Raw genomic sequence first — 15,921 nt, 5'->3', positions numbered from 1 at the left:
ATAGCATGGCAGTAGAATTGAAAGAACTTACCAAAAGAAGCGAGAATTATTCTCAGTGGTATAATGACTTGGTGGTGAAGGCCGATTTGGCTGAACAATCACCTGTGCGTGGATGTATGGTTATCAAGCCTTACGGATACGCCATTTGGGAGAAAATGCAGCGTCAGTTGGACGATATGTTTAAGGAAACCGGTCACGTAAATGCCTATTTCCCGTTGCTTATCCCGAAATCTTACCTTAGCCGTGAAGCTGAGCACGTAGAAGGATTTGCCAAAGAGTGTGCTGTAGTTACTCACTATCGTCTGAAGAATGCAGAGGACGGTTCGGGTGTTATCGTAGATCCGGCTGCCAAACTGGAAGAAGAATTGATTATCCGCCCTACATCTGAAACAATCATTTGGAGTACATATAAGAACTGGATTAATTCCTATCGTGACCTGCCTATCTTGTGCAACCAATGGGCAAATGTTATGCGGTGGGAGATGCGTACCCGTTTGTTCCTGCGTACTGCGGAGTTCTTGTGGCAGGAAGGTCATACGGCTCATGCGACCCGCGAGGAAGCAGAAGCGGAAGCACAGAAAATGTTGCATGTGTATGGTGACTTCGCCGAGAAGTATATGGCTGTCCCGGTAATCAAAGGGGTAAAATCGGCTAATGAACGTTTCGCGGGTGCGTTGGATACTTACACCATCGAAGGTTTGATGCAGGATGGAAAGGCATTGCAATGTGGTACTTCTCACTTCTTGGGACAGAATTTTGCGAAAGCGTTCAATGTACAGTTTGTTGACAAAAACAATAAGCTGGATTATGTTTGGGCTACTTCCTGGGGAGTATCTACCCGTTTGATGGGTGCATTGATAATGACTCACTCTGATGATAACGGATTGGTGTTGCCACCACATTTGGCTCCTATTCAGGTAGTTATCGTTCCTATTTATAAGAATGATGAAATGCTGAAGAAGATTGATGCAAAAGTAGAAGGCATTGTCAACAAGTTGAAAGCAATGGGTATTTCTGTGAAATATGATAATGCAGACAATAAGCGTCCGGGATTCAAGTTTGCAGATTACGAACTGAAAGGTGTGCCTGTTCGCTTGGTAATGGGTGGCCGTGATCTTGAAAACAATACAATGGAAGTGATGCGTCGTGATACATTGGAAAAAGAAACTCGTTCTTGCGACGGAATCGAAGAATATGTACAACAATTGTTGGAGGATATTCAGAACAATATTTATCAGAAGGCATTGAACTATCGTAACGAACATATCGTGAAAGTGGATTCATACGATGATTTCAAGGAACAGATAGAGAAAGGTGGCTTTATTCTGGCTCATTGGGATGGAACCCCGGAAACGGAAGACCGGATTAAAGAGGATACCAAGGCAACAATTCGTTGTCTTCCTTTTGATGCTGATGAAGAGAGCCTGACTCCGGGCAAGTGTATGGTAACCGGAAAACCATCTGCTCGCCGTGTTCTCTTTGCGAGAGCATATTAAACTTCGACACATTTATTTTATTTTTAATACATTATGTGGAGTCGGCAGCAGTGAATGCTCCCGACTCTTTTTGTTTTAATGTGATGATTAATATAGAAAATATATCTATAAGTTTTGGTAATCTGACTCTTTTCAGAGGACTTGACCTGCAAGTTCATTACGGAGAAAGTGTATGCATTTGTGGTGGTTCCGGCAGTGGAAAATCTTCATTGCTGAAAGCTGTTTTGGGCTTTGTTCCTTTAAGTGAAGGGACAATAAGGGTGGACGGCACACTGCTGGCACCTAAGACGGCGGATCATATCCGAAAGAAAATAGCATGGATTCCCCAGGAGTTGGCTCTTCCTTTGGAATGGGTCAGTGAAATGGTGCGGATGCCTTTTGAACTGAAGGCAAATCGTGAGGCGGGATTCAGCAAAGAGCGGCTGATGGATTATTTCGTATCATTAGGATTGGAAGAGAAACTTTATGATAAACGGGTAAATGAAGTGTCGGGTGGTCAGCGTCAGCGTATCATGTTGGCAGTGACAGCCTTGCTTGACAAACCTTTACTGGTAGTGGACGAACCGACTTCGGCACTTGATCCGGAATCGTGTTTACGGGTGATTAACTTCTTTAAATCCTTATGCAGTAAAGGAATGACTATATTGTCTGTTTCGCATGACAAACAGTTTGCTGCCGGATGCGACAAGGTATTTACTTTATAATCTGACTGATGGGAACAATTGATATAGACTATGGCAGTTTGGGAGTAGGATTGCTGCTGATGCTTATTCCGGTTTATTTTTTATGGCGTTTCAAGACGGGCTTGCTTAAACCGGTTCTGATAGGCACAGTACGTATGATTATACAGTTGTTTTTGATTGGGGCTTATCTTCGTTTTCTGTTTGAATGGAACAATCCGTTTATTAATTTTTTGTGGGTGATCATCATGGTTGGGGTGGCTGCTGAAACGGCTTTGACGCGTACGCGGTTAAAACGCGGAATTTTGATGATTCCTATTTCTATCGGTTTTTTTGTAACAGTGGTGCTTGTCGGACTTTATTTCCTTGGCTTTGTATTAAAGTTGGATAACATCTTCAGTGCCCAGTATTTTATTCCGGTTTTTGGTATAATCATGGGGAATATGTTGGGAGTGAATGTGATAGGATTAAATACTTACTATGCCGGATTGCGTAGGGAACAGCAACTTTATTATTTTCTGTTGGGGAATGGCGCTACCCGTAATGAGGCGATAGCTCCATTTGTGCGTCAGGCTCTTATTAAAGCGTTCAGTCCGGGCATTGCCAATATGGCAGTAACAGGGCTTGTTGCATTGCCGGGAACTATGATTGGGCAGATATTGGGAGGAAGTTCGCCACATGTGGCTATCAAATATCAGATTATGATTGTAGTTATAACTGTGGTGGCATCTATGCTTTCACTAATGATGACCATTTTTCTGGCTTCACGGAAATCATTCGACAGTTATGGCCGGTTGTTACGAGTTCATAAGGATACCAAACGGAAGTAGGGTCTTTCCTTGCTTTGTATACATTATATATTTCTTTCAATAAAATAGAAAAACATGAATGAGCAAATTTGGAAATATATAGCAGAATTATCAACTCCCGGTTTCTTTGTCACTGCGGATATAATGTATGAAGGAGAGGAATTTCCTGTAGATATTAAAGCATTTATCATTGATAAACTAGCTTTGATAGAAACAGGAATATCAGCCCGCAAATTTACGTTTCATTCGGGCGGATGGCGTATTCATCTTACTTTTTTTCCGACAGACCGTGTTGTTGACGAACGTTATGCTTTGAAAAATAAAATGATAAAGTGGGGAAAGTATAAAAAATAGCTTGGTTGCTTTTTAAATTCAAATGGATTGATTATCTTTGCGATCAAATTTTCGCGAACGAATGAAAATTAAGGAAATAGTAAGTGCCCTTGAAAGGTTCGCGCCTCTGCCTTTGCAAGACGGATTTGATAATGCCGGATTGCAAGTTGGACTGACAGAAGCGGAAGCAACAGGGGCTTTGTTGTGTCTGGACGTTACTGAAGCTGTTGTGGATGAAGCTGTCATGTTGGGATACAACCTGATTATATCACATCATCCACTTATATTTAAAGGTTATAAATCTATTATTGGTCGGGATTACATTGAACGGTGTGTTTTGAAAGCCATTAAAAATGATATTGTCATTTATTCGGCACATACCAATCTGGATAATGCACCCGGAGGTGTCAATTATAAAATAGCTGAAAAGATAGGTCTCAGAAATGTACGCATATTAGACCCGAAAGAAGAATATTTATTGAAGCTTGTAACTTTTGTGCCGGATGCACAGGCTGATAGAGTGAGAAAAGCTTTATTTGAAGCCGGTTGTGGTTGCATAGGTAATTATGATTCATGCAGCTATAATTTGGAAGGTGAGGGGACTTTCCGTGCGCAGAAAGGAGCCAGTCCGTTCTGTGGAGAAATAGGCGAATTGCATAAGGAGTCCGAGGTGCGTATAGAAACGATTCTTCCGGCTTTTAAAAAGGCTATGGCGGTAAAAGCATTATTGGCAACACATCCTTATGAAGAACCGGTTTTTGATTTTTATCCGTTGAAAAATACTTGGACACAAGTAGGTTCGGGGGTGATCGGAGAATTGGAAGAACCTGAAACCGAACTGGATTTCTTGAAACGCATCAAGAAGACGTTCGAAGTGGGCTGTCTGCGACATACTCGTTTATCTGGTCGTTTGATACAGAAAGTAGCGTTATGCGGTGGTGCTGGAGCATTTTTATTGCCTAAAGCGGTAAGTGCCGATGCTGATGTATTTATCACGGGTGAAGTGAAATATCATGATTATTTCAATTACGAGAATAATATTCTGGTAGCTGAAGTAGGTCATTATGAGAGTGAGCAGTATACAAAAGAAATATTTTATTCAATCATGCAGGAGATGTTTCCGGAACTGGAAGTCCAGATAACCCGGGTAAATACAAATCCTATTAAATATTTGTAAGAAAAAACTATGGCTAGAGAAGCAAAGAAAGACCCGAGCGAATTAACAGTGGAAGAAAAGCTGAAGGCTTTGTATCAGTTGCAGACCATGTTGTCTGAAATCGATAAGATTAAGACCCTGAGAGGGGAACTTCCTCTTGAAGTTCAAGACCTTGAAGATGAGGTCGCCGGTTTGAGTACTCGTATCGAGAAAATTAAAGCTGATATCGAGGAACTGAAATCAAACATTGCGACTAAGAAAATTGAAATTGAGACAGCTAAGACTTCTGTTGAAAAATATAAAGCTCAGCAGGATAATGTGCGTAATAATCGCGAATATGATGTGTTGACAAAGGAAATTGAATTCCAGTCATTGGAAATCGAGCTTTGCGAGAAACGCATAAAGGAATATATTGCAGCGGAAAAAGCAAAGAGCGAGGAGATAGAGCACAGTAATCAAGACTTGGATGAAAGAAAGAAGGACTTGGAAGCGAAGAAATCCGAATTGGAAGAAATTGTTTCTGAAACCAAGCAGGAAGAAGAAAAGCTGAGAGAGAAAGCAAAAGTATTGGAAACAACTATCGAACCGCGTCTGTTGCAGGCGTTTAAACGTATCCGTAAAAATTCTCGAAATGGGTTGGGAATTGTGTATGTTCAGCGTGATGCATGTGGTGGTTGTTTTAACAAGATTCCGCCCCAGAAACAGCTTGATATCCGTATGCGTAAGAAAATTATCGTATGTGAATATTGTGGTCGTATCATGATTGATCCTGAATTGGCAGGTGTGATTGCTGAACAGCACTTGGAAACTGTCAAGAGATAATATCGCCTGAAGCAGTATCTTTTTCTTTGTGGAAAAAGAATTTCATCACATTCTGAGCAAGATCTTGTAAGGAGATGTTGCTTAGAATGTTTTTTATATATCTACAGTTCTGAATAGTGGGGAATCTCTGGTAGAAAAAGATATGTTTTTGTATTGTAATCAATATGGCAGCAGTAATGATTCAATCCGTTGCTGACAATCAGATAATCAACTTTCAGAACCATGTTATACCTGGTTATCTGATCAAATACTGTTTGTGTGATTTCTATATGTGGAGCTTTGTACTCCACAATCAGTTTGGCACTTAGATCTTTGTTGTAGAGCACAGTATCACAACGTTTTTTTGTTCCGTTTAAGTCTAGTTGTATTTCGTTGGCCAGTAATCCCTTCGGATATCCTTTATAATCCGTCAGGTAATGAACAAAATGTTGTCTTACCCATTCTTCCGGAGTAAGGGCGACATATCTCTTGCGGAGCATATCGAAAATAACATTTTTTCCATTTCGCTCCGCGATTTTAATTTCGTAGGATGGTAAGTTTAATGATAACATTTAGTAAATTTGCATAAGTGTAACTCGGTAATAACCGATGCAAAAATACAAAAGATTATGAAAACAAAAGAGGAAATTGTAGCAAACTGGCTTCCCCGCTACACAAAAAGAAGCTTGAATGATTTCGGAGAATACATCCTTCTGACCAATTTCAATAAATATGTGGAACTTTTTGCCGACAAATTTAATGTGCCGGTATTAGGACGTGATGCCAATATGACTTCGGCACATGCGGAAGGAATCACTATTATTAATTTTGGCATGGGAAGTCCCAATGCTGCTATCATTATGGATTTGCTAGGGGCCATCCAGCCTAAAGCATGTTTGTTTTTAGGTAAATGTGGGGGCATAGATAGGAAAAATAAGTTGGGAGATCTGATTCTGCCCATTGCAGCTATTCGTGGAGAAGGAACATCCAATGATTATTATCCGCCTGAGGTACCTGCGTTACCTGCATTTATGTTGCAGCGTGCCGTCTCGTCGGCTATCCGCGACCATGCCCGCGATTATTGGACCGGAACGGTATATACTACCAACCGCCGTATATGGGAGCATGATGAGGGGTTTAAAAAGTATCTCCTTAAAACGCGTGCCATGTGTGTGGATATGGAAACGGCTACGCTGTTTACTACCGGTTTTTACAATCATATTCCTACTGGAGCATTACTTCTGGTATCCGACCAGCCGATGATTCCTGAAGGGGTGAAGACGGAGAAAAGCGACAGTATTGTAACGCAGCAATATGTAGAGGAGCATGTGGAGATTGGTATTGCTTCATTACAAATGATTATTGAGGAAAAGAAAACAGTCAAGCACTTAAAATTTGACTGGTAATTTTACTGTGTATGGCAAAAGAAACAACATACGAAGAAATAGCCCGTGAACTGAAAAACCGTATCTATAAGCCTGTTTATTATCTAATGGGTGAAGAATCTTATTATATAGATCGGATATCTGAGTATATAGCACAAACGGTGTTAAATGAAAATGAAAAAGAATTCAATCAGACTATTGTCTATGGGGCTGATACAGATATCGCGACTGTTATCAATGCAGCCAAGCGTTATCCCATGATGTCCAAATATCAAGTTGTAATAGTAAAAGAAGCTCAGAATATAAAGAATATTGAAGAGCTTGCTTATTATCTCCAGAAACCTTTGGATTCTACAATTCTGGTGTTATGCCATAAACATGGTACATTGGATAGAAGAAAAAAATTGGCAGCTGAAATAGAGAAAGTAGGTGTCCTTTTCGAATCGAAAAAGATTAAGGATGCTCAGCTTCCTGGCTTTATATCTTCTTACTTGAAACGTCGTTCAGTAGAAATAGAGCCTAAGGCTTCAGAAATGATGGCGGAATTTGTTGGAGCAGATTTAAGCCGTATGGCCGGAGAGTTGGAAAAATTAATTATCACGCTTCCAAGAGAGCAAAAGCGGATTACTCCTGAACAAATAGAACGTAACATTGGCATAAGTAAGGATTATAATAATTTTGAACTTAGGAATGCTTTGGTGGCAAAGGATGTTTTCAAGGCTAATCAGATAATAAAATATTTTGAGGAGAACCCCAAAACAAATCCTTTGCAAATGACCTTGTCTGTGTTATTCAATTTCTTCTCTAATTTGATGCTTGCATATTATGCTCCTGATAAGTCAGAGCAGGGTATAGCCAATCAGCTGGGGCTTAAATCACCATGGCAATCTAAAGACTATATGGCTGCTATGAGAAAATATAGCGGAGTAAAGGTGATGCAAATTATTGGTGAGATTCGTTACTGTGATGCAAAATCAAAAGGAGTGGGTAATCCATCTTTGGAGGATGGAGATTTGCTGCGAGAACTTGTATACAAAATTCTTCATTAACTAACGAGGTCAAACAAGATTCCGCTATCCCGATGCTTTTGTTTTTTTAAGTGTCGGGATTCTTTTTATCCTTTCTCTTAGCAGAAATCCTGTTGATGACTCAATTGAGAATAATATTTTACATTCATACTTTTATTATTACCTCATTTAATGCTACAGTTATGTTTTTGTTCTCTATTTTTCTAGATGATGAGAGATGGATGATGAGAAAAATAGTATTAACTTGCTTATTCCTAGATTGATAGACCATTTTTCGCCTTCTTAGAATCGCGTATTTTAAAGGGAATGTCTGTTTGTACATGAATAATGGCAGTATTTAGCCTTTTCGGAGTAAAATGAATAAGAAGAATGGAAAGAATGCAGATGAAGCAAGTAAACAGCGACAATTTATTTTTTGTAAATTCATACGTTAGTTTAAATTTTGAATCCATACTTTGTTTTCTTATCGTGTATTCTATGATTCTCATTATCTTATGAATCCCATAAAGCGAAAATGGGCTAAAACTTGGATGGGGAGTTCTTGTCTTTACCATGAAAAATACATTGATACTTGTAAAATAGGAAAACAAAATATTCATAGGATCAAGCTGGAGCGTAAAACAGAGAAAATTCACTTTTAGAAATAATTATAATTTAATTTTGTAATCTTACATCTGTAAACTTTCCTAATACAGGAGATATTATAAGCTTTGCAGGTTTAACAATGAAAATAATACAAATGTAAACAAGGTAGTAGTCAAGAGTGAAGATTACATATATAAATGTATATGAATAATTATTTATCTCTTATTTTATTGCGATAATATGCTTGAAACCAGTGTTTTATATCTTGTCGATAAAGTGGTTAATAACTTGTATGCATTTTATTTACTTATATAATCATATTTATTTGTAAATATATCATTTTTGTTGTGTATATATTATAGATAATCAGTATTTTATATAGTCATGCATAAAGTGATAATTATAGTATTTTTAGGAGCGGTTTACGTGTGTAAATCTTAATTTATTTCCAATAATATACTCATACTTTACTTTTGTAAGATGTACATTTCCATATTGTAAATTTGCATTTATGAATTATATTAATTACTTTTGTATCTGTAAATTTTGCCTTATACTTTTGTAAATGAAGGAAAGAATCGCTCAAATAATCCAGAAAGAAGATATGACTGCAGCTCAATTTGCAGAGAAGATTGGAATTTCACCTTCCTCTCTTTCCCATATTCTTAGTGGTAGGAATAATCCTAGCTTGGAAGTCGTCATGAAAATACACAAAGCGTGTGACTATATCAGTTTAGACTGGTTACTCTATGGTGAAGGACAAATGGAAACGGATGTTGATTCAGACAATAACATTCATTATACGCCTTCTTTGTTTGATGAGAATTCATTATTTACGCCCGAACGTCCAGTTTCTCCGGAATATCGCAAGGAAAATGAGGTTAAAACACCACTTTATTCTCCTAAAGAGATTGTGCGTGAGGAAATTAAGTATGTGGAAATACCTGCCAAAAAAATCACTGAAATAAGAATATTCTTTGATAATGGGACTTATGAAACGTTCAAGCCTGAAAATTAGGGTGGGAATCCACTAAAATGCCGGTTAGCAGAATAAGATTTGGGTAAATTCGTGTATCTTTGCATAGAAAATGAATTTACCCAATTTTATTTCATGAAAAAATATATTTTAGACCTTGTGGTTACACAGAACATAAAATTGCATGCCAATTATGTTCTGATAAAATTGACTCATGCCAACCCATTGCCCGAGATGCTGCCGGGTCAGTTTGCTGAGATACGTATTGACGGTTCCAATACAACTTTTCTCCGCCGTCCTATTTCTATTAATTATGTGGATAAAACAACCAATGAAGTTTGGTTCCTGGTGCAATTAGTTGGCGATGGCACTCGCAAACTAGCCACTGTGAAACAAGGAGATATTGTTAATGTGGTGATGCCTCTCGGCAATGGATTTACAATGCCCCGGAATGTGACAAAGGTAAAGCCGCTACTGGTTGGCGGTGGTGTGGGTACCGCCCCGATGTTGATGCTCGGTGCTGAGTTAGTGAAAATGGGATGTACGCCTGCTTTCCTGCTAGGCGCACGTTCATCCAAAGATCTGTTGCAGCTGGAGTATTTTGAGAAATTAGGTAAGGTGTATACAACAACTGAAGATGGAAGTATGGGCGAGAAAGGCTATGTGACACAGCATAGCATCTTGCATACAGATCGGTTTGATATGATATACACCTGTGGTCCAAAACCCATGATGATTTCGGTAGCTAAATACGCCAAAGTTCATGGAATAGAATGTGAGGTTTCACTGGAAAATAGGATGGCTTGTGGTGTCGGTGCATGCTTATGCTGTGTGGAGAACACGGACGAAGGGCATTTGTGTGTTTGTAAAGAGGGTCCTGTATTTAATATAAAGAAACTATTATGGCAGATTTAAGTGTAAATATCGGCGATTTAAAGCTTTGTAACCCGGTTATGACAGCATCGGGTACCTTTGGATACGGAAAAGAATTTGAGGACTTTGTAGACCTCGAAAAAATTGGTGGCATCATTGTAAAAGGGACTACCCTTCATCATCGTGAGGGTAATCCTTACCCACGTATGGCAGAGACCCCTATGGGGATGCTTAATGCGGTAGGGTTACAGAATAAAGGGGTGGATTATTTTGTTGAACATATCTATCCACAGATAAGGGATATCCATACTAATATGATCGTTAATGTATCCGGATCTGCTGTAGAGGATTATGTGAAGACTGCCGAAATCATCAATGATCTGGATAATATTCCCGCTATAGAATTGAATATCTCATGCCCTAATGTAAAGCAGGGCGGTATGGCCTTCGGGGTTTCCGCATGCGGGTGTTCCGAGGTTGTAAAAGCTGTACGTAATGTGTATAAAAAGACGCTGATCGTAAAATTATCTCCCAATGTGACAGATATCACAGAAATAGCACGTGCGGCCGAGGCTTCCGGTGCGGACAGTGTATCTCTGATCAATACCCTGCTGGGGATGGCTGTCGATGCTGAAAAGCGTCGGCCTGTACTTTCCACTATTACCGGAGGCATGAGTGGTGCAGCTGTGAAACCAATCGCATTGCGTATGGTATGGCAAGTCGCTAAAGCAGTAAATATTCCTGTCATTGGACTAGGGGGTATCATGGGCTGGAAGGATGCTGTGGAGTTTATGTTGGCAGGTGCCACCGCAATACAGATAGGTACTGCCAACTTCATAGACCCAGCTATTACTGTCAAAGTTTCAGAAGGAATAAATGACTATTTGGAACGTCATGGATATACATCTGTAAAAGATATAATAGGCGCTTTAGAAATCTGAAAATTTTATCTTTTAAATTATAGCCCTGCGAGAGTGTAGATGAATAAATTGAAGCATTTCTTGCAGGGTCTTTTTTATAACCTTCTCTAGATAGAACGAGTATAAAAATGGTTGTTGTTACAACTTATTGCATGGGTATAAAATGATAACTTCAATTATTTTTTTTCGATGAAATGGCTTGTTTTTGAAAAAATGGAGTAGAAAAACACTTGAAAAAGCTTTATCAATATATAAGGAAAAGGAAGATGGACTTAGGTTATATTAAAGAGAGAACATCTTTTCAGGTATGATATAAACAAAAGCAAAGAGGTAAAAGCCATGTTCATCATAAGGCTTTTATCTCTTTATTTTTTATATATATTTTTTATTTTAGCAAATCGGGTCTTAGCCGCTGTGTTCTTTCTAATGACTGCTGAAGCTCCCATTCTTTAATCTTTGCCTCGTGTCCGGATAACAACACATCGGGAACTTGCCATCCTTTGTATTCTGCAGGACGGGTATATACAGGAGCTGCTAACAGATTATCTTGAAAAGAATCGGACAATGCCGATTGTTCGTCAGAAATGACCCCGGGAATAATACGAACTACGGCATCGGCGATAACGGCGGCAGCCAACTCCCCACCTGTCAAAACATAGTCACCGATACTGATTTCTTTCGTAATGAAATGTTCACGTATTCTATAGTCTATACCCTTAAAATGACCACATAGAATAATTAAATTCTTTGCGAGTGAAAGTGAGTTGGCCATCGGCTGGTTAAACTGTTCTCCATCTGGAGATGTAAATATAATTTCATCGTACTCGCGTTCTGCTTTCAAAGCTGAGATGCATCGGTCTATTGGTTCAATCTTCATCACCATACCGGCAAATCCACCGAAGGGATAATCATCTACTTTGCGATAACGGTCGTATGCATAATCGCGTAAATTATGTATATGTATTTCTGCAATTCCTTTTTTCTGCGCACGGCTCATGATAGAGCAGTTGAAGAAGCTTTCCAGCATCTCGGGTAAAACGGTAATGATGTCTATTCTCATATTCGGTTATTTTTTGCAAAAGTAGCAAATTCCTCTTTGCCGGAAGGTGTTTTTCATTCAAAAAATAGCTATTTTTGCGGGAAAACTACCTTTATATATATGACAGAAATAGAAAGAATAGACCAATTGCGCGAGGAGCTTCATCGACATAACTATAATTATTATGTATTGAATGCGCCTGAGATTACAGACCAGGAGTTTGACAAGCTGATGCGTGAACTTCAGGATCTGGAAGAAAAACATCCGGAACATAGAGATGAGAACTCGCCCAGTATGCGTGTGGGAAGTGATATAAACAAAAACTTCATGCAGGTGGTACATAAATATCCCATGCTTTCATTGACTAACACCTATTCGGAAACGGAAGTAACCGAGTTTTATGACAGGGTAAAGAAGTCCTTGAACGAAGATTTTGAGATTTGTTGTGAAATGAAATACGATGGTACTTCTATTTCGCTGACTTACGAGAACGGGAAATTGTTGCGTGCTGTGACGCGTGGTGATGGCGTGCAAGGAGATGATGTGACAGGCAATGTGAAGACCATCCGCAGTATCCCTTTGGTGTTGCATGGAAAGGGGTATCCTGAAGCATTTGAAATTCGTGGGGAGATTTTGATGCCTTGGGTGGTGTTTGAGGAATTGAACAAAGAACGAGAAGCCCGCGAAGAACCGTTGTTCGCTAATCCCCGCAACGCAGCTTCGGGAACATTGAAGTTGCAGAATTCTGCCATTGTGGCATCCCGCAAGCTGGATGCATACCTTTATTATTTGCTTGGAGATAATTTGCCGTGCGACGGTCATTATGAAAATTTGAAAGAAGCGGAGAAATGGGGATTTAAAATTTCTGATCTTACTCGCAAATGCAAAACATTGCAGGAAGTATTTGATTTCATCAAATACTGGGATGTGGAGCGTAAGAATCTGCCTGTAGCTACGGACGGAATAGTACTGAAAGTGAATTCTTTGCGACAGCAGCGTAATTTGGGTTTTACGGCAAAATCACCCCGATGGGCCATTGCATACAAGTTTCAGGCCGAACAGGCACTTACCCGTTTGAACAAGGTGACCTATCAAGTGGGAAGAACAGGTGCTGTGACTCCGGTGGCCAATCTGGATCCCGTACAGCTATCCGGAACCGTGGTAAAGCGTGCTTCGCTCCATAATGCAGACATCATAGAAGGGCTGGATTTGCATATCGGCGATATGGTTTATGTAGAAAAAGGGGGCGAGATTATTCCAAAAATTGTAGGTGTGGACAAGAACGCCCGTATTATGATAGGTGATAAAGTAAAGTTTATTACTTATTGCCCCGAGTGTGGCAGTAAATTGGTGCGCTATGAAGGTGAAGCTGCTTATTATTGTACCAATGATGCCGCTTGCCCCCCACAGATCAAGGGAAAAATAGAACATTTTATCAGCCGTAGGGCTATGGATATTGATGGACTCGGTCCGGAAACGGTAGATCAGTTTTACCAGGAAGGATTGATACGTGATGTTGCCGATCTGTATACTTTAAAAACATCGGATATCATCAACCTGGAACGTATGGGAGAAAAATCCGCCGAGAATATAATAAAAGGTATAGAGCAGTCCAAAGAAGTGCCGTTTGAAAGGGTGCTCTTTGCATTGGGTATCCGTTTTGTGGGTGAAACTGTGGCGAAGAAGGTGGCGAAATCCTTTAAGTCGATGGATGCTTTGGCAGACGCGAGTTTAGATGATTTGATTCATGTCGATGAAATCGGAGAAAAAATAGCACAGAGTATCTTGTTGTACTTTGCTAATCCGAAGAATCGTGACATTATAGAGCGTCTTCGTGTGGCGGGTGTGAGATTGGAAGCCGATGAGGAGGATACTTCGGGACACACTGACAAATTGGCAGGGAAATCTGTTGTGATTAGTGGGGTTTTCGCCCATCATTCGCGTGACGAATATAAGGAGTTAATTGAAAAGCATGGTGGTAAGAATGTGGGAAGTATTTCGTCCAAGACCAGCTTTGTTCTGGCGGGTGACAATATGGGGCCCAGTAAACTGGAGAAAGCGCAGAAACTGGGTGTGACCATTGTGAGCGAAGAGGAGTTTCTGCAAATGATAGAGTGACTTTTTAGCGAGTATAAACTAAAAATAGTGTGATTTTTATCGCTAAAAGAGAAAATATTCGTACTTTTGTAGGCTATTAAATAAGAATTTATAATTCATTTATGATACAGACAAGATTAAAAGGCATGGGAGTAGCGTTGATTACTCCTTTCAAGGAAGATGACAGCGTTGATTATGATGCGTTACTTCGTCTGGTTGATTACCAGCTTCAAAATGGAACAGATTTTTTGTGCGTGTTGGGAACCACGGCTGAAACCCCGACTTTGACTAAAGAAGAAAAAGACAAGATAAAACGTTTGATAATCGAAAGAGTGAATGGACGTATCCCTATTCTGCTGGGAGTTAGCAGCAACTGTACCCGTGCTGTTGTGGAAACGCTGAAAAATGATGATATGACAGGAGTTGATGCCGTACTTGTTGCTGTACCTTATTATAACAAACCTTCCCAGGAAGGTATTTACCAACACTATAAAGCGATTGCTGAAGCGACGGATCTTCCTGTGGTTCTTTATAATGTACCGGGACGTACCGGTGTGAACATGACTGCTGAGACCACCTTGCGTCTGGCACGCGATTTCAAGAATATTATCGCTATCAAGGAGGCATCGGGTAATATTACTCAGATGGATGATATCATCAAGAATAAACCGGCTAATTTTGATGTGATTTCGGGTGATGATGGTATTACATTTCCTTTGATTACTTTGGGTGCTGTAGGGGTTATCTCGGTTATCGGTAATGCATTTCCGCGTGAATTCAGTCGTATGACTCGTTTGGCATTACAGGGTGATTTTGCAAATGCATTGACTATTCATCATAGGTTTACGGAATTATTCAGCCTGTTGTTCGTAGATGGTAATCCTGCCGGGGTGAAGGCTATGTTGAATGTAATGGGGCTGATTGAAAATAAATTACGTTTGCCGCTTGTACCGACTCGTATCACAACATTTGAAAAGATGCGTGCTATTTTGGATGAATTGAAAATTAAATGCTGATAAAGGAATTTTTTTAATTAGATAAGACTGGTGTTTCGTCATTAAAAACACCAGTCTTTTTTTATGCCTGTCTGTTCGTTCTTTGATATATTATACCTGTAAGATTCTATATCTTTCACGCGTAACATTACTAATCTTTCACCTGATACATTAGTAACGTGTTACCCGACACGTTACTAACCTGTCGGTCTGTATGTTAGTAACCTTTGAAACGCCTTGTTTTTTAAAAAAGAACAAGCGCTTGTTTAAAGATGAACTGTTCTTTTCAGGTGTGTGAGAAGTTGTGTTGGTCGTCATTGTTTCGTTGGAGAAGGTGTAGGCGTGATTGGGGATAATTTCAATGCTTCCAAGAAGCGTTCCCAAGTTCTTCTAAACCATAATGCTTCTTTTTTATATGCTGCAAAGATATAAGAACGGAAAAATGGTAGACCTGTAGAAGCGCGGAGGTGCTTAACAGGGGATTTTCCCCCAAGAATTACAACTGAGCTATTTAAATTTAAAAAAAGAGAGAAAATACAAGAAAAGACCATCAGAAAAGATGGCCTTCTTTGTGATCGCGACAGGATTCAAACCTGTAACCGGCTGATCCGTAGTCAGCTACTCTATTCAGTTGAGCTACGCGACCATTGTTTAATATTTTTAGTAGTGACCGCGACAGGATTCAAACCTGTAACCGGCTGATCCGTAGTCAGCTACTCTATTCAGTTGAGCTACGCGGCCATTGCAA

Annotated in this window: 15 protein-coding genes and 2 tRNA genes; 13 read left to right on the top strand and 4 right to left on the bottom strand. The window is 39.7% G+C overall.

Annotated features, from left to right (window positions below):
* Positions 1–5: 5 nt before the first annotated feature.
* The 6 genes from proS (at position 6) to GKD17_RS11660 (ending at position 5,296) form a co-directional block, all read left to right on the top strand.
* Positions 6–1,496 (top strand): proline--tRNA ligase, encoded by a 1,491-nt coding sequence (gene proS / locus GKD17_RS11685; RefSeq protein WP_007835370.1) that lies wholly within the window; start codon positions 6–8, stop codon positions 1,494–1,496.
* Positions 1,497–1,579: 83 nt separating this feature from the next.
* Entirely contained in the window at positions 1,580–2,200 is a 621-nt protein-coding gene (locus GKD17_RS11680) for an ATP-binding cassette domain-containing protein (RefSeq protein ID WP_032936220.1), read from the top strand.
* 8 nt (positions 2,201–2,208) lie between these two features.
* Positions 2,209–3,006 (top strand): ABC transporter permease, encoded by a 798-nt coding sequence (locus GKD17_RS11675; RefSeq protein WP_007835372.1) that lies wholly within the window; start codon positions 2,209–2,211, stop codon positions 3,004–3,006.
* Positions 3,007–3,060: 54 nt separating this feature from the next.
* Positions 3,061–3,339 (top strand): hypothetical protein, encoded by a 279-nt coding sequence (locus tag GKD17_RS11670; protein ID WP_005842035.1) that lies wholly within the window; start codon positions 3,061–3,063, stop codon positions 3,337–3,339.
* Positions 3,340–3,400: 61 nt separating this feature from the next.
* Positions 3,401–4,495, top strand: coding sequence for a Nif3-like dinuclear metal center hexameric protein (locus GKD17_RS11665; RefSeq protein ID WP_007835373.1), 1,095 nt, complete (start codon positions 3,401–3,403; stop codon positions 4,493–4,495).
* A 9-nt stretch (positions 4,496–4,504) separates the two neighbouring features.
* Positions 4,505–5,296: a zinc ribbon domain-containing protein gene (locus GKD17_RS11660; RefSeq protein ID WP_005842031.1), complete on the top strand. Its 792-nt coding sequence runs from the start codon at positions 4,505–4,507 to the stop codon at positions 5,294–5,296.
* A gap of 101 nt (positions 5,297–5,397) precedes the next feature.
* Here the strand turns inward: GKD17_RS11660 and GKD17_RS11655 are convergent, their stop codons facing one another.
* Positions 5,398–5,847, bottom strand: a complete 450-nt coding sequence (locus tag GKD17_RS11655; protein WP_005842029.1) for a type I restriction enzyme HsdR N-terminal domain-containing protein — start codon at positions 5,845–5,847, stop codon at positions 5,398–5,400.
* A 57-nt stretch (positions 5,848–5,904) separates the two neighbouring features.
* Here GKD17_RS11655 and GKD17_RS11650 point away from each other — a divergent pair, with 57 nt between their 5' ends.
* The 5 genes from GKD17_RS11650 to GKD17_RS11630 all read left to right on the top strand — a co-directional run bounded on the left by GKD17_RS11650 (position 5,905) and on the right by GKD17_RS11630 (position 11,063).
* Positions 5,905–6,681, top strand: a complete 777-nt coding sequence (locus GKD17_RS11650; RefSeq protein WP_007835374.1) for an AMP nucleosidase — start codon at positions 5,905–5,907, stop codon at positions 6,679–6,681.
* 11 nt (positions 6,682–6,692) lie between these two features.
* Positions 6,693–7,709, top strand: a complete 1,017-nt coding sequence (gene holA / locus GKD17_RS11645; protein ID WP_007835375.1) for a DNA polymerase III subunit delta — start codon at positions 6,693–6,695, stop codon at positions 7,707–7,709.
* Between the two features lie 1,168 nt (positions 7,710–8,877).
* Positions 8,878–9,291 (top strand): helix-turn-helix domain-containing protein, encoded by a 414-nt coding sequence (locus GKD17_RS11640; protein WP_007843012.1) that lies wholly within the window; start codon positions 8,878–8,880, stop codon positions 9,289–9,291.
* Between the two features lie 93 nt (positions 9,292–9,384).
* A complete protein-coding gene (locus GKD17_RS11635) occupies positions 9,385–10,164 on the top strand; it encodes a dihydroorotate dehydrogenase electron transfer subunit (RefSeq protein ID WP_007835378.1) in 780 nt (259 codons plus the stop codon).
* Positions 10,152–11,063 carry a dihydroorotate dehydrogenase gene (locus tag GKD17_RS11630; RefSeq protein ID WP_007835379.1) on the top strand — a complete coding sequence of 304 codons (912 nt, stop codon included), beginning with the start codon at positions 10,152–10,154 and terminating at the stop codon, positions 11,061–11,063. Before GKD17_RS11635 ends, GKD17_RS11630 begins: the two co-directional genes overlap by 13 nt.
* Before the next feature lie 364 nt (positions 11,064–11,427).
* Here the strand turns inward: GKD17_RS11630 and trmD are convergent, their stop codons facing one another.
* Positions 11,428–12,102, bottom strand: coding sequence for a tRNA (guanosine(37)-N1)-methyltransferase TrmD (trmD, locus tag GKD17_RS11625; RefSeq protein ID WP_007835380.1), 675 nt, complete (start codon positions 12,100–12,102; stop codon positions 11,428–11,430).
* Positions 12,103–12,201: 99 nt separating this feature from the next.
* On the opposite strand from trmD, the gene ligA reads away from it, so the two are divergent.
* Entirely contained in the window at positions 12,202–14,199 is a 1,998-nt protein-coding gene (gene ligA / locus GKD17_RS11620) for an NAD-dependent DNA ligase LigA (RefSeq protein ID WP_007835381.1), read from the top strand.
* A 101-nt stretch (positions 14,200–14,300) separates the two neighbouring features.
* Positions 14,301–15,194, top strand: coding sequence for a 4-hydroxy-tetrahydrodipicolinate synthase (dapA, locus tag GKD17_RS11615; RefSeq protein WP_007835384.1), 894 nt, complete (start codon positions 14,301–14,303; stop codon positions 15,192–15,194).
* Positions 15,195–15,745: 551 nt separating this feature from the next.
* On the opposite strand, the gene GKD17_RS11610 is transcribed toward dapA, so the two are convergent.
* A tRNA-Arg gene (locus GKD17_RS11610) sits at positions 15,746–15,819 on the bottom strand.
* A gap of 21 nt (positions 15,820–15,840) precedes the next feature.
* A tRNA-Arg gene (locus GKD17_RS11605) sits at positions 15,841–15,914 on the bottom strand.
* Positions 15,915–15,921 lie beyond the last annotated feature (7 nt).

It is taken from the genome of Phocaeicola dorei, from assembly GCF_013009555.1.
Classification (GTDB): domain Bacteria; phylum Bacteroidota; class Bacteroidia; order Bacteroidales; family Bacteroidaceae; genus Phocaeicola; species Phocaeicola dorei.
The sequence above is the reverse complement of the archived record's forward strand: the minus strand, read 5'-3'. Positions and strand labels throughout refer to the sequence as shown.

Excerpts from the sequence above, each read along its gene's own strand:
- proS (WP_007835370.1), top strand. The coding sequence starts at position 6 with ATGGCAGTAGAATTGAAAGAACTTACCAAAAGAAGCGAGAATTATTCT.
- GKD17_RS11655 (WP_005842029.1), bottom strand. The coding sequence starts at position 5,847 with ATGTTATCATTAAACTTACCATCCTACGAAATTAAAATCGCGGAGCGA.
- GKD17_RS11650 (WP_007835374.1), top strand. The coding sequence starts at position 5,905 with ATGAAAACAAAAGAGGAAATTGTAGCAAACTGGCTTCCCCGCTACACA.
- GKD17_RS11670 (WP_005842035.1), top strand. The coding sequence starts at position 3,061 with ATGAATGAGCAAATTTGGAAATATATAGCAGAATTATCAACTCCCGGT.
- GKD17_RS11635 (WP_007835378.1), top strand. The coding sequence starts at position 9,385 with ATGAAAAAATATATTTTAGACCTTGTGGTTACACAGAACATAAAATTG.
- GKD17_RS11630 (WP_007835379.1), top strand. The coding sequence starts at position 10,152 with ATGGCAGATTTAAGTGTAAATATCGGCGATTTAAAGCTTTGTAACCCG.
- ligA (WP_007835381.1), top strand. The coding sequence starts at position 12,202 with ATGACAGAAATAGAAAGAATAGACCAATTGCGCGAGGAGCTTCATCGA.
- GKD17_RS11680 (WP_032936220.1), top strand. The coding sequence starts at position 1,580 with ATGATTAATATAGAAAATATATCTATAAGTTTTGGTAATCTGACTCTT.
- GKD17_RS11640 (WP_007843012.1), top strand. The coding sequence starts at position 8,878 with ATGACTGCAGCTCAATTTGCAGAGAAGATTGGAATTTCACCTTCCTCT.
- trmD (WP_007835380.1), bottom strand. The coding sequence starts at position 12,102 with ATGAGAATAGACATCATTACCGTTTTACCCGAGATGCTGGAAAGCTTC.
- GKD17_RS11675 (WP_007835372.1), top strand. The coding sequence starts at position 2,209 with ATGGGAACAATTGATATAGACTATGGCAGTTTGGGAGTAGGATTGCTG.
- dapA (WP_007835384.1), top strand. The coding sequence starts at position 14,301 with ATGATACAGACAAGATTAAAAGGCATGGGAGTAGCGTTGATTACTCCT.
- holA (WP_007835375.1), top strand. The coding sequence starts at position 6,693 with ATGGCAAAAGAAACAACATACGAAGAAATAGCCCGTGAACTGAAAAAC.
- GKD17_RS11660 (WP_005842031.1), top strand. The coding sequence starts at position 4,505 with ATGGCTAGAGAAGCAAAGAAAGACCCGAGCGAATTAACAGTGGAAGAA.
- GKD17_RS11665 (WP_007835373.1), top strand. The coding sequence starts at position 3,401 with ATGAAAATTAAGGAAATAGTAAGTGCCCTTGAAAGGTTCGCGCCTCTG.